This is a genomic window from Bacillus cereus group sp. MYBK30-2 (genome assembly GCF_051915945.1).
Lineage (GTDB): Bacteria > Bacillota > Bacilli > Bacillales > Bacillaceae_G > Bacillus_A > Bacillus_A paramycoides.
Genome location: NZ_JBQAFR010000001.1, coordinates 2,005,503 through 2,030,964, shown reverse-complemented (window position 1 = coordinate 2,030,964; position 25,462 = coordinate 2,005,503). Strand labels below are relative to the sequence as shown.

The window sequence follows — 25,462 nt, the reverse complement described above, 5'->3', positions numbered from 1 at the left end:
CTCTAGAAAGTTAACGATGGAGAAGAGGCTACAGGTGGATTCCTGTTCAGAAGATTGAGGTAAGGAGTAGAGTGCATTTGTGCATTCTACTTTTTTATGTCTCGTAGCGAGGGGCATAATTTAGTATGATAGATTCAAAGGGGGAGAAGAGATGGAAAGTATGGCTTTATTTGATGATTCTAAAACATATCGTTATTCGTTAGAACGTATTTGGGACCCACATAAAGAACGGGTACTGTTTATTATGTTAAATCCAAGTTCAGCGAATCAAGATAGCGAAGATGCGACTTCCAGGCGTTGTTTCAATTTTGCGAAGAGCCTTGGTTTTGGTTCCTTGGAAATTGTAAATTTGTTTGCCTATATTGCAACAAATCGTGAGGAGTTGCTTCAAGTAAGTAAAGAAGATGCAATTGGTCCTGAAAATGAAAATCATGTAATTCGTGCATTGAACCGTGCGGATATGGTGATTGCTGCATGGGGTGAAAATTGTAGATATCACAATCGGCACAAAGATATTCATGAGTTGTTTAAAGGTTACCATCTACACTGCCTAGGGAAAACAAGGGAGGGGTTTCCAAGACACCCTTTATATTTAAGTAATGATTCGCAGCCAATAGATTACATAAAACCAGAGCGTGTTGTACACCGTCTCATTCGAACTGCAAGAAACCAAGAACGAACAAGTAAAGAAGGACGCATAACAAACCGTAATGGTGAAACAGGAGGGGACTTATGGATGTGGTGTTCGATCTGTCATGAAGAACATCCCATTACAGGTTCAACTGCTTGCTTATCGTGTATTAATAAACTTGTAGAACAATATCATAAAGACGTATAAAAAACTCCCCCAACACCTGAACTAGGCAGCGGGGGAGTTGAATTTATTCTAGATTTAATTCATTTCTGCGTTTTTTTAGATAATCCAGTGTTTTTTAATATTCATGAACTTTTCTTTGTTTCTGTTCTTTTTCGCTTTCAGAATATAAATCTGTTTCCATTACAAAGTTTTCTAAATCAAATTCTTTTCCGCTTCTACGTTCCGTAACTCGGATAGAATAGTGCTTTATTATATCAGTGCTACAATTCTAGGGGTATCCATTTTTTACAAATCTTAACCGAATTAAAAGGGGTGTAGAATATGTGGAAAGATGTTCTTAAAATGGCGATAACAATAGGGAAAACGACTATACAGCAGGAGATACCTTATGATAGGATGCGAGAGTTTCATTCTCATAGAAGAGAAGAATCAATCTTTAATTCAACGATTCACAAAAATGTAGAACCAGCCCGCGGTGCATTAGTTTATTGTCAATTAGCAAATGTGGAACACTCTGGTATTTATCTAGGAAATCAAAGAATCGTTCAGTTAAACGGGAAAGGAAGAATTGAGGAAGTATCTCTAAAACGTTTTAGGGATCATATCACTACACTCGATACGGATATTTTTATCCCTGTAAATCAAAAAACTAGAGAACCTCTAGGTGAATCGCTCACCGCATTGAAAGTATGGGGTTTGATCCCAAAATCAAGCCTGACTCGTTTGTGGCTTCTTCCTATGCGAATCGATATACAAAGTAAGAATGCTAGTGTCGTAGTAAAAATAAAAAGGATCACCGGTTTTGAAAACAAGTGGTCCTTTTTCTATTGATCTTTCATAAGATATTTAATTGCATGCTTCTTCCATCTCTTCATAGCAATTTTTGTGCTTGTCTCTTGTAATTTCGAGTACAGTAATCATGTCTTCAAAACCAAGACTATTTGTACACCATTCACACACAAAAATAAATGCGTCATTTTTTAAAATATCAATTACAATGATGCGTAATTCTTTTTCACTTAGTGCCTCAATGTCGTGTTCTATAGCATACTTGATCAAAGCGATGGCATCAGGAGCTTGCAAACGTTCACTTTCTAATAAATACTCGAGATAATCATATACACCCTCATTGTCATTTTTGAATAGATCCATTAGTCTGTCTAATTCAATTGTATTTTTCATATCTACTAACCTCCATATATTTGATATATATCATGCTACCATGAATCAACTTTCTTTTTTCCACTCTGCTTATCATATGGAGAGGGAAATTAAATTTTAGTTGATATGTTTCAAAAAACATTGAGCATAGTTAGAGGTTTTGAAGCTGTTTGATTACGAGATATATGTAATTTTCATATTATTTTTGTTTATTTTTGTTTATTTTTGTCCACTTCAAGTAACATTTGAGCTGCTTGATTCATTGTTTTAATTATAAAATCAAACGTTTCACTAGCTTGGCGAACTTTAGCAGGGTCCTCGCTTAATAAACCTTCTGTTAGTAAGTCTATAAATTTGTCTATTTTTGGTGGTACTTCTTCCACTTTTGCTTGTACTTCATTATATTCTTCACTTGGATTATAACTTCTCAGTTCGTTCGCGATACCTCTTAGAGTTGCTTCATTTTCAATAATTTTCATCGCTCTATCTGAAGATGGGAGGTTTTCATTTCCGCCAACTGCAATCAATTTTTGCAATTCAGGCAGTAATTGTTTCATTGCCATACCAAACTTACCCATGTAGTTTTCTGTATAGGCTGGCTTAGGTGGTTCGATTGGTAGATCCTCTAATTTCGGTTTATTTATTTCCTTCACTTCAACTTCCTTTTCAGGCGCATCACCGTTTTGAATATCTATCATTTTATTTACAGCAATGACAAAGTTGTCTCCAGCCTTTTCTAGTTTTTGTTTACCGTTCAAGGCTTGGGTTGCCATACCTTTTTCGACAACTCCTTTTTGATACATAATAGCTTTGTAGTACTCCTGAATCGACTTAACTAACTCCTCTTCATGCCCTTTAAACTTTTGATCAACTTCTAAATCGTATACGTTTGAAAGTAACTCATTAGATTCATCTAACGATTTGATATAAGAAAATTTCACAGAACTTAAAGTATTATCTTTATCATATAAATCTATCATATTATTCATGAGCTTTTCTAAATCCTCAGAAGAATGCGCTAATGTTAAAATGAACGACTTTTTTTCTTGTTGTTCGGCTACGGCTGGCTTTTTTTCCTTATCACTGTTTGAACATCCAACTCCCGCTAGTAATAGGATAGGGAGTGACATTGCTAGAATTTTTTGTTTCAATACAATAACCTACTTTCTATATTCTTTCGTGTTAATCTTGAAGTAATTTATGAATAAAGTTCGATAGTCTAGGAGACTCTCTCCTGTTGTTTTCTTGTTTAATATAAATATATATATAAATACCCTTTTGTCATTATACAAGATGAATTGGAAAAATTGGAGGGTTATACCAATTGGCGCAATGTTTAGGTAATTTCGAACGTTGCAATTGTAGATAAGTAAATTAGAATATCTTTTCTGTTATACAATTTAAAAACCTCTACATATAAGTAGAGGTTTTTAAATTGTATATTAATGAATTATGCTTTTTTAGATAAAGCAAATCGGGTTCAGGTAAACGAAGAACATAGAATACATAATTTTAACTAGATTTATTATTAGCTAGTTTATCTCCACCACCCAACTCCGCCTCAATCTGCGAAGTCTTCGAAGACTCTGACATACGCCAATACGTGATAAAGCTTATTGCGATACATCCAGCTACATAGAAGTAGAATAATGATTCCAGTCCGATACTCTTTAGCCATAATGCGATGAACTCTGCTGTACCGCCGAATATCGCAACTGTTAGTGCATATGGGAAGCCTACGCCTAATGCGCGAATTTCAGTTGGGAAAAGTTCCGCTTTTACAATTGCGTTAATGGAAGTATAACCAGTAACGATAATGAGACCGACCATCATGAGTAAGAATGCTACGATTGGTTCTGTTGTTTTTTCCAGGAAGAAGAATAGTGGTGCTGTTAGTAACGTTCCGAGAATACCGAAAGCCATTAATAGTGGGCGTCGTCCAATTTTATCGGATAATAGCCCCGCAATTGGTTGAAGTACGACGAATATAAGTAGTGCGACAAAGTTAATCCAGCTTACAACTTCTTTCGGAAGACCAACTGTGTTTACCATGAACTTTTGTAAATATGTTGTGTACGTATAAAATGCAACAGTGCCTCCTAAAGTTAGGCCGACTACTGTTAATACTGCTTTCGGGTGTTTCATAAGAGCACCGATTGTTCCGGCACTTTCGCGATTTTTAGATTCCATTTTTGAAAACTGCTCCGATTCATCCATCGTGCGGCGAAGCCATAATACAGCTACTGCCCCCATCGCTCCAATAATGAACGGAATACGCCATCCCCAAGCCTTCATATCTGGTTCACTTAGTAATTGCTGAAGAACAATTTGAACACCTAACGCAACCATCTGTCCAGCAACGAGCGTTACATATTGGAAGCTTGAATAAAAACCACGGCGACCACTACTAGCCATTTCAGATAAATACGTTGCGGAAGTTCCGTACTCTCCGCCGAGTGACAATCCTTGAAGTAAACGGGCAAGAACTAAAATAATTGGGGCCATGACACCAATACTTTCGTAACTAGGTGTACAGGCAATGATTAAAGAACCACCGGCCATAATCGTAATAGAAAGAGTTAATGCCGCCCGGCGTCCGTGACGATCGGCATAACGTCCCATTAGTAAGCTTCCGATAGGACGCATTAAAAATCCGACTGCGAAAATAGCCGCTGTGTTTAGCAATTGACTAGTTGGATCTCCTTTAGGAAAGAACTCTGCTGAAAAATATACAGCGAAAGCAGAGTAAACGTACCAGTCGTACCATTCAATTAAATTGCCGACAGAACCTTTGAAAATGTTTCCGGTGACTCGGCTAGATTTTACTTGAGCCATAAAAATCCCCTCCTACTTATAAATAAAAGTTATATATGAAAGCGTGTTCATTGTAGTTGAATTGTACTGTTTTCAGATAGTAATCTCAATATTATGACAATTTTATTCTTTTTGTACTTTATGTACATGACATTTTTATCTTAATAGTTGATTAATATTGAGTTTTGTCATAATAATTGAATAGGAGATTGATATTTTTGAATATTTAATCAAAGGATATGAAGCATGAAAAAATCACGAAAAGTGTCACTACAAACGAAAATATTAGGATTAGTCATTACATTAATTTTATTTGTCGTTCTCCTTTTAGCGGGAATATTTGTTTACATTCAGTCCGTTGATACGAAGCGCCAAGTGGAACAGTTAGCTCTGCAAACGGCTAAATCTCTTTCTTTTATGCCAGCTATAAAGGAGGCCTTTCAAAATAATGATGGTAAAAGTACCGTTCAATCAATTGCGGAACAAGTTCGTGAGCAAGCGGATGCAGATTATGTAATTGTAGAAGATCGGTATGGGGTTATTTATTCACATTCTAATTCGAAGTTGATTGGTACAAAGAGCAATAATCTATATAACTATGAAGCGCTCACTTTTGGTGGCTATTATACGCTCGAAGGGAAAGGTGCAAGCGGTCCTGCCTTAATGGCAAAGGCGCCAATTATTGTTCATAACGGAGACTATGATCAAGTCGTGGGCGTTGTTACAGTAGAATTTTTAATAAAAGGTATTGAATCTAACATATTGAACAGAACGAAAGAAATTATACTCTTTTCCTTAGCGGTGTTACTAGTTGGAATCGTTGGAGGTATACTTTTAGCGCGTAGCATCAGAAAGGATACACTTGGTTTGGAACCGAATGAAATCGCAGCGTTATATCGGGAACGAAGCGCAATACTGCTATCTATAAAAGAAGGAATCATCGCTATTGATCAAAACGGCTTTATTACTATGATGAACATTTCTGCGGAAGAGATGCTGCATGTAAATGATGAATATGTGCATCAGCATATTTCAAAAGTTTTACCGGAATTTAATATGGAGAGAGTGTTAGAAAACGATCAAGAAATCGCATTTCAAGATAAAGTGTTTATTTTAAACATGACACCGATACTCGAAAATAACAGTACGGTAGGCGTTGTATGTAGTTTTAGAGATAAAACGGAATTGCAGAACTTAGTTAATACGATATCCGAGGTAAGAAAGTATTCAGAGGATTTACGTGCTCAAACACATGAATTCACAAATAAGCTTTTCGTGTTATCGGGCTTACTTCAGTTAGGACATTATAGAGAAGCTATTGAATTTATCCAACAAGAATCTAATATTCATCAAAGTCAAAACCATATTTTATTCCATCAAATTCATGATGCGAAAGTACAAGCCATTTTATTAGGAAAACTAGGGACAGCGTCTGAGAAGAAAATCGATTTTCATATTGAAGGGGATAGTGCGCTTAATCCGTTACCAGACCATATAAAAGTTTCGCACCTTATTACGATTCTTGGAAACATGATCGATAATGCGTTTGATGCGGTGAGTGAGCAAGAGGAGAAGAGTGTTACTTTCTTTGTTACTGATATTGGACACGATATTGTTTTTGAAGTGATAGATAGTGGGGCAGGAGTACCGGTAGAAAAAATAAGTACCATTTTTCAAAAAGGATTTTCAACGAAAGGAACAGATCGTGGTTACGGGCTAGCAAACATGAGAGAAATGGTAGATCTACTACAAGGAACAATTGAAATTCAGAACGAGAAAAACGGGGGAGCTATTTTTACAATTTACCTTCCGAAAGCATTGAGAGAAAGTAAATGACAAACAGGGGGATGGACATATGTTGAAGGTTGCAATTGCAGAAGATGATTTCCGCGTAGCGCAAATTCAGGAGGAGTTTTTATCAAAAATAAAGGACGTAAAAGTTATTGGGAAAGCATTGAATGCGAAAGAAACGATGGAGCTATTACAAAAGGAAAAAGTCGATTTACTTCTATTAGATATTTACTTACCAGATGGAATCGGAACAGACTTGTTGCCGGAAATCCATGCTGACTTTCCAAACGTTGACGTAATTATGGTTACAGCGGCGAATGAAAAACATATGTTAGAAAAAGCAATTCGAAATGGCGTAAGCAATTATCTTATAAAACCAGTTACGTTAGACAAATTTGTTCGCACTATTGAAGATTATAAGAGAAAGAAGCAATTATTACATAGTCATAATGAAGTGAATCAAACACTTATCGATAATTTCTTCGGCATGTCGCAAATAACAGACATGAAAAACTTACCGACAGGTGTGGATCCGTTAACACTACAAAAGGTGAAAGGAATTATAAAAGGATTTGAAGACGGAATTACAATAGAAGAAATGGGAGAACAGATGGGTGCCTCCAGAACAACCGCAAGAAGATATTTAGAATACTTAGTAGCCACAAATGAATGCACAGTAGAGTACACATACGGCATTATCGGGCGACCAGAACGTAAGTATCGAATAGGAAGAGGATTATGAAAAAACGATTATTACTATGTATATGGATCATCATAGTAGTAATAGCCGGTTGTTCTTCAGAAAAACCTCACACGAATAAAGTAAACATAGACAAAGTAGAAATTGTTGCACCGAACGTTCCAGGTGCTGGATGGGACTTAACGGCACGAGCGATGCAAAAAGCACTTACCGAAGAAAAAATCTTCACAAAACCAATTACTGTCATAAACAAAGTAGGCGGTAGCGGTGATGTCGGATGGAAATATACGAAACAAAAAGGCGGTCACGTACTTGCGATTAACTCAAGCTTACTCATAACGAACAACCTACTAGGCCACAGTAAACTAACATATAAAGACTTCACACCGCTCGCAACACTCGCATCGGATTGGGAAGTCGTTGTCGTATCCAAAGACTCAAACATAGATAGCGCAAACCAACTAATGGAACAACTAAAAAAAGACAAGAAAAACTTCAAAATCGGCGTTGCCCCCGGCTTAGGAAACGACGATCACCTATCCTTCGTACAAGTAAGTAAAGCATTCGGTATAAACTCTGCCGAACTAGAATTCTTCGTCTACGAAAACAAAGAGAAAATCATAAACGCCCTAACGAACAAACAAATCAACGCCGCAACAATGACCCTATCCGAAGCCGAAAAACAATACAAAGCCGGCAAAATAAAAATATTAGCCGTATCCGCACCAAAACGCCTAGACCGACTACCAGAAATTCCGACTTGGAAAGAACAAGGAATCGATGTTGTCTTCCAGCACTGGAAAGGAATTATGGGGCCGAAAGATATGACGGAGGAAGATGTTGCTTATTGGGATGAGGTTATTAAGAGGATGGCCCAGAGTGATACTTGGAAGGGGATTTTGAGGGAGCGGGGTTGGGAGAGTTTTTATAAGGGGAGTGGGGAGAGTATGATATTTCTTGAGGAGAGTAGTCAGGAGTATAGGGAGTTAGTGGGGAATAATAGGAATTATTAAATCATACGGTATGGCGTATGATTTTTCTTTTATACATAGTTTGGTAAAATAGTAGTAATTGTAATTAATTGTAACGGTGGGGATGAAAATGTTAGATCAACTCATAATTGAATTGGCTGAATCAACGAAGCAAGTTGAAGATATCCAAGGTGATAAAACTTATTTGATTATAAACAAGGATGATGAAGGATTAGACGTTGAAACTAAACTTTCACGTGAGCAATATGAAAAGGAAGAGGAAGCATCGTCTTATTTTAAAGTGAGCTTTGAACTTCTTAAGAATGCTTGGGGGAAATTTATCGCTATGCGCACGGTAAAGAGTGAGGATTTCGGACAAGTCAGTGAATGTAATGCTTTCTTGTTAGCTTTCTTTTCACAGCTTCCATTTGTGAATGTGACTGGAGTGCAAGCTATTACATTTAAAGAATTCCAAACTGATAATTTGCCATGTGAGCAGTATCATAAAGTTGTTGGATTTTTGGAAGAGGTAATAAACAATACATACGATCCGAAAAATTTAAGTGATCAAACCAATGGTAATTTGTATAGAGTTAAATCTAAAGGAAGACAAGATTTAAGATTACTGGGATTTTTAAATGATAATCATAATATCGATACGTCTTTATTAACCGAATATATTGAGGCGAAAAGTAAGAATGATGTTATTCGGAAGTTAGTTTTAAAGCAGGAATATTTTCACATTGTCATGTTTGTACTTAATCTTTTAAGAGCGTATCAGAGGGGCGAAAAGAAAGCGGCTTTAGTGGATTTAGCGATGACAATTGTCCGGAACTCTAGAGGAAATAATTTAATGCTAGAATCATTAGCAAAAGAGCGTACGCATAACCTCTTAATGTGGTCTGAGAAATTGGAAATAATTAATGCTGAATGGATTCCAGCCGAACAATACATAAAAAAGAATGAAGAAAAGGGCGGTAATATGAGTAGTAGTTTACGTGAAGGCTTTTTAAAGATAATGAAGGAATATTTGGATGCAAAAACAGAAAAATTTGCAGGACATAAATTAGGACTAACAGTCCGAAATGATATGGCAACAGAAATCATTCGTTTACCTTTTATAAATGAGAAGCAGTACAGCGTGATAGGATCGGTTGGGAAAGGGAATTGGGCAACAGTTCCGTGGATTGCGCTAATGCATAGAGATATCACAACATCGACACAGAGAGGGTATTATATCGTCTATTTATTTAGCGAAGATATGCAACGATTATATTTGACCATTGGACAAGGTGTAACAGAAACAACTAAAGAGGAAATGCAAAAAATTAAAGAAGAGATTCGCGAGCAAATACATATGTCTCAAAAGGTGAAAAAAGATGATGAGATCTTCCTAGGGACAAGTCCAAAAGCGAAAGGATATGCGAATTCAACAGCGGCTTATATTGCTTATGAGGTGAATAAAATGCCAAGCGAAGCAGAATTAGTTGAAGACTTGGAAGAAATGCTTCGCTATTATGAGGGATTTATCGCTTACAAAGAGGAAGGAACGAAATATGAAATGATTTATGAGAGGAAAGAAGTGTATTTAGACCAACAATCAATTATCGATCATGTATCTTCTTATATTCAAAGTAAAGGTTTCTATTATGAGAAAAAGGATCTAATTAATTTCTTCCTTTCGTTAAAGACGAAGCCGTTTGTAATTTTATCAGGTATTTCAGGTACGGGGAAAACGAAAATTGTTCAGTGGTTTGCGGAGAGTTTAGGGGCTACGGAAGAGAATGGACAATTTACGCTCATTCCGGTTCGACCTGATTGGAGTGATAGTTCTGATTTGCTTGGTTATGTGAATCTTCAAGGAGAATTTCAAGAAAGACCTTTAATTAAAGTTCTTGAAGATGCAGACAACAATCCAAATCGACCTTATTTTGTAGTGTTGGACGAGATGAACTTAGCTCGAGTTGAATACTACTTTAGTGATTTTTTAAGTGTAATTGAGAGTCGTAAATGGAAAGATGGGAAGATTATTACTTCACCGGTGCTTCCAGAATCAATTACTAATAAGCACATTACGATCCCATCAAATGTATATATTATCGGAACGGTAAACATGGACGAAACGACACATCCTTTAAGTAAAAAAGTATTAGATCGTGCGAATACAATTGAATTTAATACCGTTAACTTAGATTATTTTAATTTCTTAATGGACATGGAGGAGAAGGAAGCTGAAATTGTTTCTAATCGCTCTTTAGCAACCGAGTATCTTCATTTGAAAGAGTGTTTTAAAGAAAACGAAGATCTTGTAAGAAATATATCGACTATTTTAATAGAAATAAATAAAACACTTGAATCAGTTGGAGCTCAAGTTGGATATCGTATACGAGATGAAATTTGTTTCTATATGGCATACAACGAACAAGGAAAGTTATTGTCGTTTGATGAAGCGCTTGATTATCAAATATATCAAAAGATTTTACCTCGTATTGCGGGAAGCGATGGAAGAACAGAAGAGGTATTGAAGCAGTTGTATGTATTATGTGCAAATGAAGAATATGATAGTGGCAATAATGACGCTTCGTATGCTAAGTATCCTCGTTCAGCTAACAAGCTGTCTCATATGTTAAGGAGGTTCGAGTATGATGGCTTCACCTCTTTCTGGATCTAATAATGAGATAGAGCTAGTTAAGATTGAAACAGAGGAGCTATCATTGACGATTAAAGGAAATCCTTATCATGAAAAATACGAGAGTTTAAAAGAATATCACGCTATGAACGCAGATGAAATGATGTATTTTCATGTAGATGGGAAGGTAGAATCCGTTTCTGTATTTGATGCGAGATTGCAGAGATTAGATGAATGGAACGAGCATCCGCCAATCTTTTTTGAGAATAGAAGTTATCAGCTTGTTGTTGTTCCTAAAAATAACAATCAGCATTCCTTTTATCATGAACATCCGGGTTTTCGCAAGCAAGTTAGTTCTATTCAAATGGGTTCGCTTCATGTGTTAATGGGGAATCTTTCGTTTCCAAATGAAGTAGGAAATACAACATTTGAAATTAAAGATGATAAAGACACTGTATTAACAGTTACATTTGAAGTGTTTCCATCAAAACTTGATTATAAGGATGATTACAGAGCCTTATTAGATGAAGTAAATGATGAAATTTATAATTTAGCGTTTCATTTACTGAAGAGGACATACTTAGGAGCATCTGCAATTTACGCTACAAATCCGTCGAAGAGTGAGTTTTATCGTATTTTAAATGATTCTTTTGAGCGATTTATGAAGTCGATCTCTCATATTAAAAGGCAACCGCATCATACGCTTATGACTAGGCATCAACTTGTACGAGGAGAAAAAATTCGTAAATTGGATTCTGTCGGAATGAACTATTTGCGAAAGCGACCACACTTGCTGCAAGGAGAAAACAGTATACCAACTAAAGGGATTACAGCTTATAAGGAAGTGTCATATGATACGTTGGAAAATCGATTTGTTAAATGGATGATTCAAAGAGTCATACATAAAATAGATGATTTACTTAAGGCACTAGAACCAAAATCTCGATTTGGGCGCGGTGTAACTGATGAAGATTTGCTAGAACGTGTAAAAAATATGAAGTATCGAATGAAAAATGAATTGAACGATCCATTTTGGAGAGGAATCGGAAAATTAGATCGCTCAGTCTTTTCGCTCGTTATTCAAATGGCTGCAGGCTATAGAGATGCGTATCAAATTTTCTTAATGCTATCACGAGGTCTAACATTACGAGGACAAATTTTCAAAATGTCGGTAAAAGATGTTGCTAGGTTATACGAATACTGGACATATTTAAAGCTCGGACAAATTCTATCTAAAAAATATATACCGCTTCAGCAAGATGTTATTCAAGTGAAGCAAGATGGTTTATATGTAACGTTAGATGAAAGTAAAACTGCAAAAAGAACGTTCAAACATCCAGAAACAGATGAAGTAATAGCGCTTTACTTCCAAAAAAGGAACAACGGATTACCAACAGTTACACAAAAGCCAGATACGATGCTCGCTATTGAGAAAAAGGGAAAAAGCTATCAATACCAATACATTTTTGATGCGAAATATCGAATTGATTTTGCTGAAAAAGCTCATTATAAAAGGCAGTATGGTACCCCTGGTCCAATGGAAGAAGACATTAACACAATGCATCGTTATAGAGACGCGTTAGTGATAGAACAAGAAGGACCTTTTGAGCGTACGGCTTACGGAGCGTATGTATTATTCCCGTGGAACCAAGAGGAAGAGTACGAGAATCACCCATTTTATAAAAGTATAGAAAAAGTAAATATCGGTGGCTTCCCGTTCTTACCAAACGCAACAAGACTAGTCGAACAATTTTTAGACCATCTCATCGAAAAAAGCCCAGAAGAAATTATAAGAGAAGGCATTCTTCCAAGAGGAACAAAAGAAGAATGGCACTCTTCACTAGAAGAAAAAGTATTAGTAGGCAGCGTAAAAACTGAAATCGACTATGAAACATATAGAAAGAATGGCATATACCAGCTACCAGTCACACAGCTAAAACCAGGATGGCAAGAAGCGAAGTACATAGCATTATATGCACCGAAAAAATGGCATGGAGAAAAAGGCGGCATTCAATACGTAGCCAAAATCAAACACATTCAAATGCAACAAAAAGCCGAGTATGTACATTTCGAATTAGAGCCATGGAAAAAACTAGACCACTTTATCCGCCCAGTAGGCTATGGAATTCAAACATACACCATAACAACTATGTCGTTATTAAAAGAAGTACAAGAACTCCCAGAACTCTTCATGAAATCAAAGGAAGAACGAACTCTTTGGAAAACATTACGCCGCTTTACGAAACAAGTTAAGGTTGAGTTGGATCATCGTAATTTAGATGAGGCTTCTTCTATTAAGGGCTATTATGTGCAGGATGTTCAGATTTGGGTGGATTATGAGAATGAGGTTGTTATGGTGGGGAGAGATGGGCGAGTTAAAGAAGTTCCTTTAGAGTTGGTTGTTGGGAGAGGATCGGTGTTGTTTAAGGGAGTTTTAGAGGTACTAAATGTTAGAGAATAGCACTTAGATACAAAGGGGATTAAGTAATGGATAAGGGGCAAAGTTTATTTTTGCATGGAACAAATGAGTTTATGTGAAGTGGAGAAATTTTTAAATATAATAGATAAATATTAGTTGGATAAAGTGTATTGTTAGCTATGAGAAGAAGAGCATATAAGGTATATACTCTTCTTTTTATTTTTAAATAAAGTGGATGTGAAAGTTTCAATGATGACCTCCATTCTATCAAGGCCGTGGTGGTCGTAGGATTATAACAGGTTTGATCTGAAAAAGCCTGATTTTATTGGGTTTGTCGTTGGATTAAGTTGATGGAATATGATGTGTTGGGGTTCATTTTTTAGATTTGAACCCCAGATAAACCCCAATAAATTCCTAGGAATATTTTTATTGAATTAAAGGGAAATAAGCTACTCCATACAGATGTGCTCTCTATGCTGCCAGAAATAGATATTGTTTCAGATTATAACGTATGGAGTTTAGAGATGTTGATGTAGCTGGCTTACTTTTTGAATACATTAGATTTCGTGGAAGCTAACTAAGGGGAAATGTTTATTCATGTTCCTAAAGTTATCCCAAATTCTAAAGTTAATCATGTTGAATGGGTCACATAGGAGGATTAATAGGGCGTTTAGTATTAATCAGGCTGAACCGTATCATAAGTAAATGAGGTTTTTTGTTGAAATATGTAATGTATATTTTGGAAAATATGGTACTATAGCTAATAGAGTTCTTGTTAAAAGGGGGATTTAAGTGATTAGCTATAAACCAATTGAAAAGTTGAGTGAATTTACAGGATTTGTTGAGTCGTTACCAAATGAATTTATGCTTTCAAGAGGACAAGGTGGTGAATATGATTTATTACCAAGCTCACTAAGATTAGATAAAAGTAATAATAGAAAATACTCACGTACTGCTTCTCAATACTTTCTAAATGAATTTAAAATCAATTCACATAATTATATGAAATTTCCTACAGATATTAATAGTGAATATGAGTGGATGGTCTATGCACAACACTATGGTATACCCACGAGATTATTAGACTTTACATTTTCTCATGTAGTATCACTCATGTTTGCAGTAGAAAATGCATTTGAAGATGAAGATAATAGAGATGCCGAAGTATGGTTTCTAAATCCGATACAGTTGAATAACAAATTTGCTAATCGTTCTGAGATATTAAATATTGCTAATGGTGAAACTTTAAACTTGGAAAATTATGAAGGACCTGTAGCTATTAAATCTAGGAAATTAAATGAAAGAATTAATGCCCAAAATGGATTATTTGTTTATTTTCAAGATGTTATTAACCCTGTTGAGTCCCCACTAAATAAAATTGTTGATGAAAGTATTTTAAGGAGATTAGTAATTAAGGGTGAATACAAAAAGGATATTCTTTCTTCTTTATATTCAATGGGAATAGGCTTTACTACACTATATCCAGAACTGCAGTCTGTTTCAAAGGATATAATAATGAAGCTAAATATTCAAGACTATTTGAGAGCAGGTGATGAGTAGGATGACAGAATTTACAGCAGCAAACCATAAGTCACAAGATATAGCGATTAAAGATATAATAAACCAAATTTCTAATGGATTTAAGCTTCAGAATATAGAGGATATTAGTAAATTAGATGAAGAATTAAAGTTGGAGTTATCAGATTCTATTATTATAGCTCCAGACTATCAGAGGGATTATAGAGCTTCTATTATGGATGAAAGTTCCTTAATAGAATCTATCTTAGTTGGGATTCCAGTCCCCCCAGTCTTTTTAGCTAATGATAGATTTGAGGGACTACAAGTATTAAATGTGGTAGATGGTCAACATAGACTAAGAGCTTTTTATAGGTTTAAGGAAAATAAATTTAGTTTATCTGGTTTAAAGTTATTAAAAGATTTAAATGGAAGTAAATTTAGTGATTTAGAGTTTAGCATAAAAGAAAAAATTTTAACACATAAACTAGCGGCTATAGTTTTTACTGATTTTCCTGGACTTGATTTTGAGTTGGAGATTTTTAATAGATATAACAAAGGGACTAAACCATTAACTCCACAGGAGATTAGACATGCAGTTTATAATTCTAATTTAAACAACTATGTGAATAAATTCGCAAAAGATATGGTAGACAAGAAGACCTCTGAAGAGCTTCAAAATGCTTATAATGCAACAAAAGATAGATATCAAAAGAAGAAAATTCAAGAGAGCATATTTGTAGTTATTAATATATTGGAAAATGGAGTGAATGAAAATTACTCTAAATCTTCTATTTATGCTGAAGAATATATGAAGCAAAAGTCTCAGTTAGAGAAAAGTAATTTAGAAAATGCTAATGATAATTTTCTATTTGTTAAAGATATCTTTGAAAGTTTTAATAAAGTTATTGAATTAATAGGGAAAAAAGTTGAATTTCCATTTTCTAAGGAAATATATGGTATTTCAAGTAGGAATTATAAGTTTCAAATTTCAATCGGAATGTTATTAGCTGGTATTATTCATAAAATGGTTAATGGTGGTATTTCGTTAAATACCTTAGAAGACGAAAAAACTCTTGAAAAGTTCCTAAACTATATTTCATCTCTTTTTAAGCAATCATATCTTGAAGACCCTGAATATAATGCATCTTCAACCAATCCTAAAAAAATGAGTGAACTAATTAATTCCATAAATTTAGAAGAGTTGTTTTGATGGAAAGGGGCGTCAATAGGCGTCCTTTTTTACTATAATTTCCATTGGTGTTTCAAGGTATAGAGGGATAGTTAGTCCAGCTTATATAGTTTGTAAGCTTATAGGGGATTTAAATCATGAATATATTCATTACTTGTTGAGGTCTGTAAAATTTAAAACAATATATAATCGGATTTCGTATAGAGTTCGTGTCGGACAGTGGGATATGCGCTATGATGACTTTAAAAACATAAAGTTATTCTTGGCTACTGTTGCTGAATAAAATCAAATAGTAAAGCCTTTATTTAAATTAGGCTTATTTACAGAAAACCTCATTTAGATACGTTACGGTGAACCGTATCATAAGTAACTGCAAACTAAAGTTAAACGACATGTTTTAATAGGCATGTCGTTTTTATTTATTTCAGGGATAGTTTATTTTAATCAAGAAAGAACACTTGGGGAAGTTAGTTAATTAAATTTATGATGGTTTATAAAATACAGAAAATAGAATGATTTTTATTGTATAATAGTGATAATCTAATGTTAAATTTTAAAAATTATACTTATTATTAGGAGGAATAGGGTGTGGATTATAATTTTACACTTTGGGGAAAAGATATTGAATTTGATGATGAAGATTTATTCTATATAAAATTATGCTTAGAAGGTCAAAATTTAGCTGAGGAAGTATGTAAGTACATAGAAGATATATATGATAATCAATGCTCATCACTAAGGGACATGGAACGAAAACTATTTGACCAAATTTATAATGGATTAAATGGTATAAGTGAGCAGTATTACTCAAAGTTACATGAGAAAGGTCTGTATTCTGCAACTAGAGAACAATTTACTCCATATGTTCTTGAATATAGTTATAGAAGTGATAAAGTCATCCAGGAATTGAAAGAATTATATCAGCAATTATCAAGAGATAATGATGTGCAAAATATGATTTTAACCTATAGGAATGAGGAAACTAAAGAAGAAATTATAGGTGCTTTATATAATGATATTTTATATATGCATAAGGCCTATTTAGCCTATTTAGAGGAATTTGAAGGGCCAGTTCTTATTCCATTTGACCTTCATACGAGAAACAATGCATATCAAATTTATAGAAATTTATATGATAGACTTGTGCCAGAGCAATTTAGGATTGATGCGTGTGTAGAAATGCTAGAAACTTGGCCGTTAGAAATAGAATTTTATCTGTTAGCTATTGAGTTGCTTGGAGATGAAAATGGTGAATTGAAAAGGTTAGCTGAATTTGTGGGGCTGTCTATCGACATAGAAAGTATTAAAGCCACAGAAACTAGTGCTGCTCTGGCTTTAGGGGATAATAAATCACATATAGACAATATATTAAAAGATAATTTTATTTATCATTATTTAAAGGGGCAATTAGAAAACGGATTAGCAAATGTTTTAAATGCCACTTTAGAGTTACTAAGTAGTACTTGGAAAAAGAGGACATTTATTTATTCTACTGAGGTTGCTGTGCTTGAGAAGTTTAACCAGGCTTTTGAAAAATTCGCATTCTTAGAGATTGATGAAACCCCATTAGTTGTACACGATTCTTCCTTACTAAAATCTGGTGGATCAGGATTTCTTATTACTAATAAAAAGATACATGCAGATGTATTTGGAAAAGGAAAAATGGCATTTTTATTTGATGAAATATATAGTATTGATGCAAATACCCAATACATAATTTTAAATAAAGATTTCTACATTTCAATTGAGTCTCTTGAACAAGAAGAGAAGGAATTAATAATACAATTAATACAATTTTACTTAGTAATTATTCCAAGTATTAAACATCATACTGAATTTGATGCAACGGAAGAAATTATTATTTCAGAGAATGATCATTTAACTTTTGATGATCCAGCAAGTATTTATAATCGCATACGTAGTGAAGAGTTAAAGAAAAAGTTATTTTATGTAAACCAAAATCTTAAAGCTGATTCAAAGTTAACCAAAATCACTACTACTTATGCAAAGTTAGATTTTGATGAAAAAATAATTATGGGGTATGATGATACAATTTTTGGAAGTGCTAAGAATGGTTTTTTATTGACGAACAAAGGTATACATATTAAAGCCATGTTACAAAAAACTAAATTTATTGATTATGGAAATATTAATGAAATCCTATTAAAGGGCTTTTCAAAGGATCTATATATTAATAATACTGAGATAAGTTTGACGCAAATTTCTGAAAGACATAGTAAAGAAGAGTTAGTCAATTTATTGAAGTTTCTGGTAGGCACAGTTGAATAAGCGAGATTATAAATATCCACTATGTGTTCTTATTAGCATGGTGGATATTTTATAAGTTGAAATAAACATTATATAGTTGGATACCGGTAGTTCATATATGGGACTTTTTTCCTTCCATGTATAAAGTTGTTATACATGGGGTGTTAGTACATTTAAAATGTTTAAAGACTTATTCAAATTATTGGAATGAAGAAGGCGACTTTCTATAAAAAAGTGAAAGAATATGAGGCTAATATATAAAATTACTATATTTCAAAAGGTAAAACATCTAAAATAAACTTCTATTTTTAAGCATAGTGAAAACTTGAGGTATGTATTATTCCACTAAATTATTCTCTTTTGGTTGATTTTTGCTTATGTTTAACTTATGATTAACATAAGTTAAACATAAGTTAAACATAAGCAACTAAAAGGAGAGTAATTTACTTTGGAAGAAAAAAATCTATATAGTTCTTATTACACTAAATCTGAATACATAACGGATTATATGGTTAAAATGCTGGGCTTAAAAGAAGATCATATAGTCCTCGAACCTTCTGCTGGTGAAGGCGTATTCATTGACGCTTTAATTAAGAAGAATCCTAATACCAATATTACTGCTTACGATTTAAACCCAGAAGCAATAGTCGTACTTAATGCAAAGTATAATAATCATGAAAACATTCAAGTAATCGAGTCTGATACTTTGCTTGATGTTGACCTTAACATGAAAGTATTTATGAATGGTTACTTTGACAGGGTTATTGGTAATCCCCCTTATGGTGCATGGCAAGATTACGATAAACGTGCAAATTTAAAAAATATTTATAAAGGGTTCTATGTTAAGGAAACATACGCTTTATTTTTATTACGCTGTATATCTTTATTAAAAGAAAATGGGAAATTAACATTCATCATTCCTGATACTTTTCTTAACCTTCACATGCATAGTAAATTACGTGAATATATCTTGCTTAACACTAAAATACATGAAATTCTTATGTTTCCTTCTAAATTCTTTCCTGGTGTTAATTTTGGTTACGCTAATTTAACTATAATTACTGTTGAAAAAACAGATAAGGAAAACGCCTTAAACAATACTGTAAGAATTATAAGCGACTTAAAGAAAGTATCAGATATTGAAGATATTACTAATAGAACCAATTTAGAAAAATATAATGTTATGGATATTCCACAAAGAGAAATATTTGAATCAGTAGACATGGCATTTTTAATCAAATCTGGAAGTGAAATAAGAAATCTTATTAACAATCCGCAAATGACTTTAGGTGATATAGCGAATTGTGTAACGGGAATTTACACAGGGAATAATAAAGCATATTTTAAAGCTTTAAATTCAACAGTTAAAAACCCAACTAAATGTGACATTGTAGATGTAAATAAAATAGAGTACGATTACCTTAAATATGATAATTTACTCGAGGGAATTGAAGACGAAAGACATTTTATTCCTGTGACTAAAGGAAATGCAGAAATGTATCATAGAAAAAATGAATGGTTTATTGATTGGGGTAAAGATGCATTACACCATTATAAAACAGATAAAAAAGCACGATTACAAAATGCAAGATACTATTTTAAAAAGGGCATTGCAGTGCCGATGGTTAAATCGAAGAAAATTAAAGCTAATTTAATAAATAATCAAGTATTTGATCAATCAGTAGTAGGAATCTTTCCAAAGGAAGAAAAATACCTTTACTATCTTTTAGCTTTACTTAATTCGGATATAGTAAATACAATTATTCAAACGATTAACCATACGGCAAATAATTCTGCAAATTACCTTAAAAAAGTACCTGTATTTCTTCCAGCTAATGAAAAAGAGATTGCTTATGTTAATTCATTAGTAGAACAAATGATAAGTCACATGGAAAAGACAAATACCGTTAATAAAGAAATTCAAAAAGAAATAAATACTATTTTTAGCAAACTTTATTCAGTAGAAAAATTACCAACGGAGATATTGGTTTAAATTGTTTTCTCTTAAATACTTGATAGTTTCACTATCTAAATCATTTTCCCAATCAATGTTGTGTCTAATCCAACTTTTTAGTGGAAAACCAGTTAGTTCTTCTATTTTATCATATGTTTCTTGACCGCAATAAACGTTCCATTGAGTTGAATTCTTTAGGGTTTGAAGATAGTGGTTATTCTCATTTTCTTCAGCCCTAACCAAAATAATGTTCTCATATTCAGGATCTAGCTTTTTATAAATAATACCAACCATTAACAATCTATTGGTATTACCCTTTTCATTTGAATTGAATCCACTTTTAAAATCAACGTTATATTTAACTCCATCTTTTTCAAAGTGAAGATCACTTTTTAATTTAATATCGCCTGAAGCAATAAGTTCCCACATTAGTTCTAAGTATTTATCTAATTCTCGTTTTTCTGCGTCTAGTAATGAGGTTGTATCAATAAAAGAATTTAAGTCTGTTAACAATTTTAATTTTGCTTCATCAAAAGTCGGTGGGATAATATCTGTAACCCCTTCTTCAGAAGTATAACTCCAACAAAGTTTACAAAAGGGTTCCCATAGTTCGCCTATTCTACGAGTGAAATCCATATATTCATATGGTCTCATTCTATTTCTAAACTCAATCATTACAATATACGAACAATAATAAACCATTAAAATTTTGTCTAAGCGTTCCTCATTTGTAAGTTCGGCATTTTCTACTACTGGTTTTACTAATTTTCGAGTGATTTTTTTTAACTCTGTATTCAACTTTGTGGTCGCATCTTTTTTCCCTTTTATTTCTTCATAAATGTTTGCACCGACTGTACGAAATAAATCTAATAACTCAACTTTTGTATAACTAAGTGTTTCAAGTGCCATGACTATTCTCCTTTTTTATATAGAAATAATGATAGTAAAACAAAGCAATAATATCATATATTCCCATCTTTAACCATTGAAAATAAATCTGTAATTTACGACATGTCAGAATTGTTAACGAGGAAATAAAAAACTACCTATCTAATTTCGTAGTATAAGGCGACACTTAAACGGTTTTCTTCTCTTTTTTCACAAGACTAACTGGTGACGCTATTAAAATAGTAAACGATTTATTTATACAAGGATAAAGCTATCTATACTTAATAAGGGATTATTTGCAGATACACCAATAGGGAGACTAATCTTTAATATTATGAGTTCTTTTGTAGAATTTGAAAGAGATATGATAGTTGAACGTACACAGGAAGGAAAAGCCATTGCTAAGCAACGTAATGATTTTAGGGAAGGCGGACCACATAAGCAAATTGATCATGCTTTGGGGTTACTAGAAACTCATTCATATAAAGAAGTGGAGAACATGACAGGAATAAGTAAAAGTACGCTAATATGTGTAAAAATGAAGGCTGCTAATTAAGTCATCTTTTTTATTTCAATTTCTTTGAACTAGTTAACAGACAAAGCTAAACATTGGTACTGTGCTGGTGTTTCTATGTATCTAACTGTTCTACCGTTTATGATATGTCGTAACGCCTTGACACTATTAGAACTGTGCTGAAAAAATATTATGAGGGCTATGTGTATAGAGGGTGACCAAGCATTGAATCGCACATTTTAGCACAGGCATTCTATATTATTTTTTCGTTATTTTGATTCAAAAATAAACGTCTATTGTTGCGATCTTTTCAAACTATTAGGGGCGGGAGAAGAAGGGCATAGTTCAAAAAATGAACGTTAATACTTTCTTTACTTTAATTACTTCTTTCTTTTAACAGACTTCTTTTATTCCTTTGATAGTATTCTTTTAGAGAGTATATTTTAAGTCTGTATAATTAAATATGTTTAAAGTAAGTATGTATAACGTTCATTATATGAACTATTTCAAGTACATTTTCTGAACTATGGGAGTTCATATGCTGAACTGGTTAATACGCAATATTGGTATTTTGAAGTACATATTTTAAACTATCACATTTCACCACGTTCTTTCAGGAACATTTTTAATTCTTTAAGTGAAAGATTCTCCAGTTCTTCATAGTTTATCGTTTCCACCTTAGGAATTACTTGTTTAGCTTGAATTTGTTGTTGCTGTACCTGTTTATTTAACTGGTGTAGATGGTAGCGTTCCTTATCATATTCATTCATGTTCATTAGCTTTTCTTCATCTGCTTTAAGTTTTTTTGCATTGTCAGGAAAAAGTCTAGATAATTCATTTTTACTTAATGGTTTGTAAACAACATAAATATTATTCCCTCTATTTGTCTTACCTCGCTGTATTAGTCCAATGTCTTCTAATGTATTAAGGCTTTGGTGAATAGTTGCTTTACTTCCTATACGAGTATAAATCATTAAATGGGGGATAGTGGGAAAAGTATTTAATTTTCAATAGAAGAAAAACCTAACGGAGGGGAATCCCATGCCAGCCTACAATAAACTAATCCGAGATAAAATCCCACAAATAATAAAAAACAACGGAAAAATACCCATAACAAGAACCCTACCCGAAGACGAATACATAAAAGAAATCTGCAAAAAAACACAAGAAGAACTAACCGAATACCTAGAAGCAAAAACAAAACCCCACAAACTAGAAGAACTAGCCAACCACCTAAAACTAAAAACGCCCTAGCCAAACAAAAAGGCACAACACTAAAAGAAATCAACAAAATCCGTAAAAAGAAATCAACCGAACGTGGTGGCTTCCAAAACAGAACCTTCCTAATCGAAGTAACCGACAACTAGCCCCTTCCATACCCCTTGCAAGCCCCTACCAAGTAATAAATCACTAAGAAAAAACAAAACAAAAACAACTACAAGAACAAACATCGTAGTAGTAGTCAAAAAAAATTTTGAAATAACACGCCAAAAAACCATTCATCCTTCCTATATATAGTACAAAGAGGAAATTTTCATTTTTGAATGAGGACGGGAGGAATTGGGATGGCGGTGTATCGTAATGTGCAGGTGAATTTTTGGCAGGATGATTTTGTTTTGGATTTGACGCCGGAGGAGCGGTATTTTTATGTGTATTTGTTAACTTGTTCGAAGACGACGCAGTGCGGGATTTTTCCGTTTCCGAAGCGGTTAGCTGAGATGGAGACTGGTTATAACAGGGGGACGGTTGATAAGTTGGTGCAGCGTTTTATTGATTATGGAAAGATTCTTTATGATGCGGAGACGAGGGAGTTATTTATTTTAAATTGGCTTCGTTATAATCCTGTGACGAATACGAATGTGGAGAAGTGTGTACTTCGTGAGCTGAAGGGTGTGAAGAATAAGGAGTTTATACATATGTTTCTTCGTAAGTGCGTGGAGGAGGAGCTGAGTGTTCCGATGCTTTTAGCACATTTCGGTATGCCTGGTGATTTGGCTGTTGATGTTGATCCTAATCCTGTTTGTGAAACGGAGGAAGAAGAGGAGGTTATAGAGGAAGAGACGGGAAGTAAGGTGTACACGTTTTATGAGCAAAATTTCGGTAGTTTGTCTCCTTATGTGGCAGAGGAACTGAGTGAGTGGATGGTTGATTTGTCAGAGGAGCTTGTGCTTAAGGCTCTTCAAATTGCGTATGAAAATAATAAGCGAACGATTGCTTATGTGAAGGGGATTTTGCGGGATTGGCACGGGAAGGGATTTACGAAAGTGTCTGAGGTTGAGGTGGATACGGCAAATTTTCGGAAGAAGGAGTCGTCTGTTAGCATAGGGGAGACGGAGAATTTTTTGGCGAAGTGTGAGGAGTGGGAGAAGAATGCGCCATCTGAGGAAGAGTTGCAGCGGTTCTTAACGGAACGAGGATGGCGGCCATGAGTATTCAAAATGTGGAGGCGGAAAAGACGGTATTAGGTTCTCTCTTAATGGAAGGAGAGCTTATTAAGGAGTGCCGTTTGACGGAGCATTATTTTTCTTTGCCTGTGCACAAGGCTATATTTCGGTTAATGCGGAAAATTGAAGAGGAGGGGCAACCAATTGATCTTGTGACGCTCGTTTCCAGGGTGGATCCTAATTTTTTGAAACAGATCGGGGGAATGGAGTATTTTATAGGGTTAATAGATGGCGTGCCTACGATTGCCAATTTTTCTTATTATGAGGGGCTTGTTCGAGGTGCGTGGAAAATGTATCAGGCTGGCGTTCTCGGGCACAAGATGGGAGAGCGTCTTATTGCGGAGAAGGACGAGAAAATTATTGGTGAGACGATTACGGAACTTTGTGAGTTAGAGGAAAAGGACTACGTATGTGATTTTGATTTGAAGGATGCTTTAGTTGGGTTGTATGAGGAGCTTCATCAAGATACGAAAGAGAATACTGGTATTGAGACTGGTTATAAATCGTTAAATAAGATGACGTGCGGTTTGCAGGAAGGTGATTTTGTCGTTCTTGGTGCGCGTCCTTCTATGGGAAAGACGGCGTTTGCGTTAAATATTGCATTGCACGCGGCGAAGTCTGGAGCGGCGGTTGGATTGTTTTCGTTAGAGATGAGTAGTAAGCAATTGTTAAAAAGGCTGGCGTCTTGTGTAGGTGAGGTGTCAGGGGGAAGGCTGAAAAATCCGAAGCATCGTTTTACGATAGAGGACTGGGAAAAAGTGAGTAAGGCATTTGCGGAGATTGGTGAATTGCCGCTTGAGATTTACGATAAAGCTGGCGTGACGGTGCAGGAGATTTGGATGCAAGCTCGTAAGTTAAAGAGGAAGCATGGCGATAAAAAGCTTTTAGTCATTGTAGATTATTTGCAGCTTATTACAGGTGATCCGAAGTATAGGGGCAACCGATTTCAAGAGATAAGTGAAATTTCACGTAAACTCAAGTTATTAGCGCGTGATTTAAATGTATGTGTAGTAGCGTTGTCGCAATTGTCTCGTTCAGTAGAATCACGTCAAGATAAGCGTCCGCTTTTATCTGATTTAAGAGAGACAGGACAAATCGAGCAAGATGCGGATGTCATTATGCTTATGTATCGTGAAGATTATTACGATAAGGAAACGATGCAGAAAGAGATGACAGAGATTCATGTGGCAAAGCATCGGAATGGACCTGTAGGTAGTTTTAAATTGAGATTTTTGAAGAAGTTTGGGCGGTTTGTGGAGAGTGGATGATAAAATAGAAGAAGTAGCTAAGAAATTAGATGTGAGTTTCTAAAGTGAACAGAAATAATGAAGAAGAACCCAATTTCTCTATTTTATATGGAGAAGTTGGGTTATTTAGTTTTGGAA

17 protein-coding genes and 3 pseudogenes are annotated in these 25,462 nt (G+C 34.4%); 15 read left to right on the top strand and 5 right to left on the bottom strand.

All coding sequences use genetic code 11. From position 1 onward, the window contains the following. Positions 1–151 precede the first annotated feature (151 nt). Together ACTFQM_RS10585 and ACTFQM_RS10580 are read left to right on the top strand one after the other, a co-directional pair. Positions 152–838, top strand: a complete 687-nt coding sequence (locus ACTFQM_RS10585) for a DUF1643 domain-containing protein (RefSeq protein WP_440034266.1) — start codon at positions 152–154, stop codon at positions 836–838. Between the two features lie 656 nt (positions 839–1,494). Then, positions 1,495–1,578: pseudogene (locus ACTFQM_RS10580) on the top strand (ribonuclease H-like YkuK family protein); the annotation flags it as partial. Between the two features lie 85 nt (positions 1,579–1,663). Here ACTFQM_RS10580 and ACTFQM_RS10575 read toward each other — a convergent pair. The 3 genes from ACTFQM_RS10575 to ACTFQM_RS10565 all read right to left on the bottom strand — a co-directional run bounded on the left by ACTFQM_RS10575 (position 1,664) and on the right by ACTFQM_RS10565 (position 4,813). Continuing rightward, complete coding sequence (locus ACTFQM_RS10575; protein WP_440034265.1) at positions 1,664–1,999, bottom strand: hypothetical protein; 336 nt, start codon at positions 1,997–1,999, stop codon at positions 1,664–1,666. Between the two features lie 188 nt (positions 2,000–2,187). Continuing rightward, entirely contained in the window at positions 2,188–3,129 is a 942-nt protein-coding gene (locus tag ACTFQM_RS10570) for a hypothetical protein (protein WP_440034264.1), read from the bottom strand. Positions 3,130–3,490: 361 nt separating this feature from the next. Beyond that, a complete protein-coding gene (locus ACTFQM_RS10565; protein ID WP_440034263.1) occupies positions 3,491–4,813 on the bottom strand; it encodes an MFS transporter in 1,323 nt (440 codons plus the stop codon). A gap of 225 nt (positions 4,814–5,038) precedes the next feature. On the opposite strand from ACTFQM_RS10565, the gene ACTFQM_RS10560 reads away from it, so the two are divergent. The 9 genes from ACTFQM_RS10560 to ACTFQM_RS10520 all read left to right on the top strand — a co-directional run bounded on the left by ACTFQM_RS10560 (position 5,039) and on the right by ACTFQM_RS10520 (position 20,270). Beyond that, positions 5,039–6,628 carry an ATP-binding protein gene (locus ACTFQM_RS10560; RefSeq protein ID WP_440034262.1) on the top strand — a complete coding sequence of 530 codons (1,590 nt, stop codon included), beginning with the start codon at positions 5,039–5,041 and terminating at the stop codon, positions 6,626–6,628. A 19-nt stretch (positions 6,629–6,647) separates the two neighbouring features. Continuing rightward, on the top strand, positions 6,648–7,325 hold the full coding sequence (locus ACTFQM_RS10555) for a response regulator (protein WP_440034261.1): 678 nt from the start codon (positions 6,648–6,650) through the stop codon (positions 7,323–7,325). Further along, positions 7,322–8,296, top strand: a complete 975-nt coding sequence (locus ACTFQM_RS10550) for a tripartite tricarboxylate transporter substrate binding protein (RefSeq protein ID WP_440034260.1) — start codon at positions 7,322–7,324, stop codon at positions 8,294–8,296. The genes ACTFQM_RS10555 and ACTFQM_RS10550 overlap by 4 nt, the downstream gene beginning before the upstream one ends. Before the next feature lie 88 nt (positions 8,297–8,384). Next, complete coding sequence (locus ACTFQM_RS10545) at positions 8,385–10,925, top strand: McrB family protein (RefSeq protein ID WP_440034259.1); 2,541 nt, start codon at positions 8,385–8,387, stop codon at positions 10,923–10,925. Next, positions 10,900–13,344, top strand: a complete 2,445-nt coding sequence (locus tag ACTFQM_RS10540) for a DUF2357 domain-containing protein (protein WP_440034411.1) — start codon at positions 10,900–10,902, stop codon at positions 13,342–13,344. The genes ACTFQM_RS10545 and ACTFQM_RS10540 overlap by 26 nt, the downstream gene beginning before the upstream one ends. Positions 13,345–14,094: 750 nt before the next feature. Further along, positions 14,095–14,862, top strand: coding sequence for an FRG domain-containing protein (locus ACTFQM_RS10535; protein WP_440034258.1), 768 nt, complete (start codon positions 14,095–14,097; stop codon positions 14,860–14,862). Position 14,863: 1 nt separating this feature from the next. Further along, entirely contained in the window at positions 14,864–16,030 is a 1,167-nt protein-coding gene (locus tag ACTFQM_RS10530) for a DUF262 domain-containing protein (protein WP_440034257.1), read from the top strand. Between the two features lie 567 nt (positions 16,031–16,597). Continuing rightward, on the top strand, positions 16,598–18,298 hold the full coding sequence (locus tag ACTFQM_RS10525) for a hypothetical protein (protein ID WP_440034256.1): 1,701 nt from the start codon (positions 16,598–16,600) through the stop codon (positions 18,296–18,298). 427 nt (positions 18,299–18,725) lie between these two features. Continuing rightward, a complete protein-coding gene (locus ACTFQM_RS10520) occupies positions 18,726–20,270 on the top strand; it encodes an HsdM family class I SAM-dependent methyltransferase (RefSeq protein ID WP_440034255.1) in 1,545 nt (514 codons plus the stop codon). Here ACTFQM_RS10520 and ACTFQM_RS10515 read toward each other — a convergent pair. Continuing rightward, positions 20,247–21,140, bottom strand: coding sequence for a hypothetical protein (locus tag ACTFQM_RS10515; protein WP_440034254.1), 894 nt, complete (start codon positions 21,138–21,140; stop codon positions 20,247–20,249). The genes ACTFQM_RS10520 and ACTFQM_RS10515 overlap by 24 nt on opposite strands. A 188-nt stretch (positions 21,141–21,328) precedes the next feature. On the opposite strand from ACTFQM_RS10515, the pseudogene ACTFQM_RS10510 reads away from it, so the two are divergent. Continuing rightward, positions 21,329–21,675, top strand: a pseudogene (locus tag ACTFQM_RS10510) (recombinase family protein); the annotation flags it as partial. 551 nt (positions 21,676–22,226) lie between these two features. On the opposite strand, the gene ACTFQM_RS10505 reads toward ACTFQM_RS10510, so the two are convergent. Next, the gene (locus ACTFQM_RS10505) at positions 22,227–22,607 is read right to left on the bottom strand and encodes a hypothetical protein (protein ID WP_440034253.1); all 381 of its coding nucleotides are present in this window, start codon (positions 22,605–22,607) and stop codon (positions 22,227–22,229) included. A gap of 67 nt (positions 22,608–22,674) precedes the next feature. On the opposite strand from ACTFQM_RS10505, the pseudogene ACTFQM_RS10500 reads away from it, so the two are divergent. From ACTFQM_RS10500 to dnaB, 3 genes and pseudogenes are all read left to right on the top strand, one after another. Then, positions 22,675–23,000, top strand: a pseudogene (locus ACTFQM_RS10500) (nucleoside triphosphate pyrophosphohydrolase). Between the two features lie 198 nt (positions 23,001–23,198). Further along, positions 23,199–24,062: a DnaD domain-containing protein gene (locus ACTFQM_RS10495; RefSeq protein ID WP_440034252.1), complete on the top strand. Its 864-nt coding sequence runs from the start codon at positions 23,199–23,201 to the stop codon at positions 24,060–24,062. Further along, positions 24,059–25,345 (top strand): replicative DNA helicase, encoded by a 1,287-nt coding sequence (gene dnaB / locus ACTFQM_RS10490; protein ID WP_440034251.1) that lies wholly within the window; start codon positions 24,059–24,061, stop codon positions 25,343–25,345. Before ACTFQM_RS10495 ends, dnaB begins: the two co-directional genes overlap by 4 nt. Positions 25,346–25,462 lie beyond the last annotated feature (117 nt).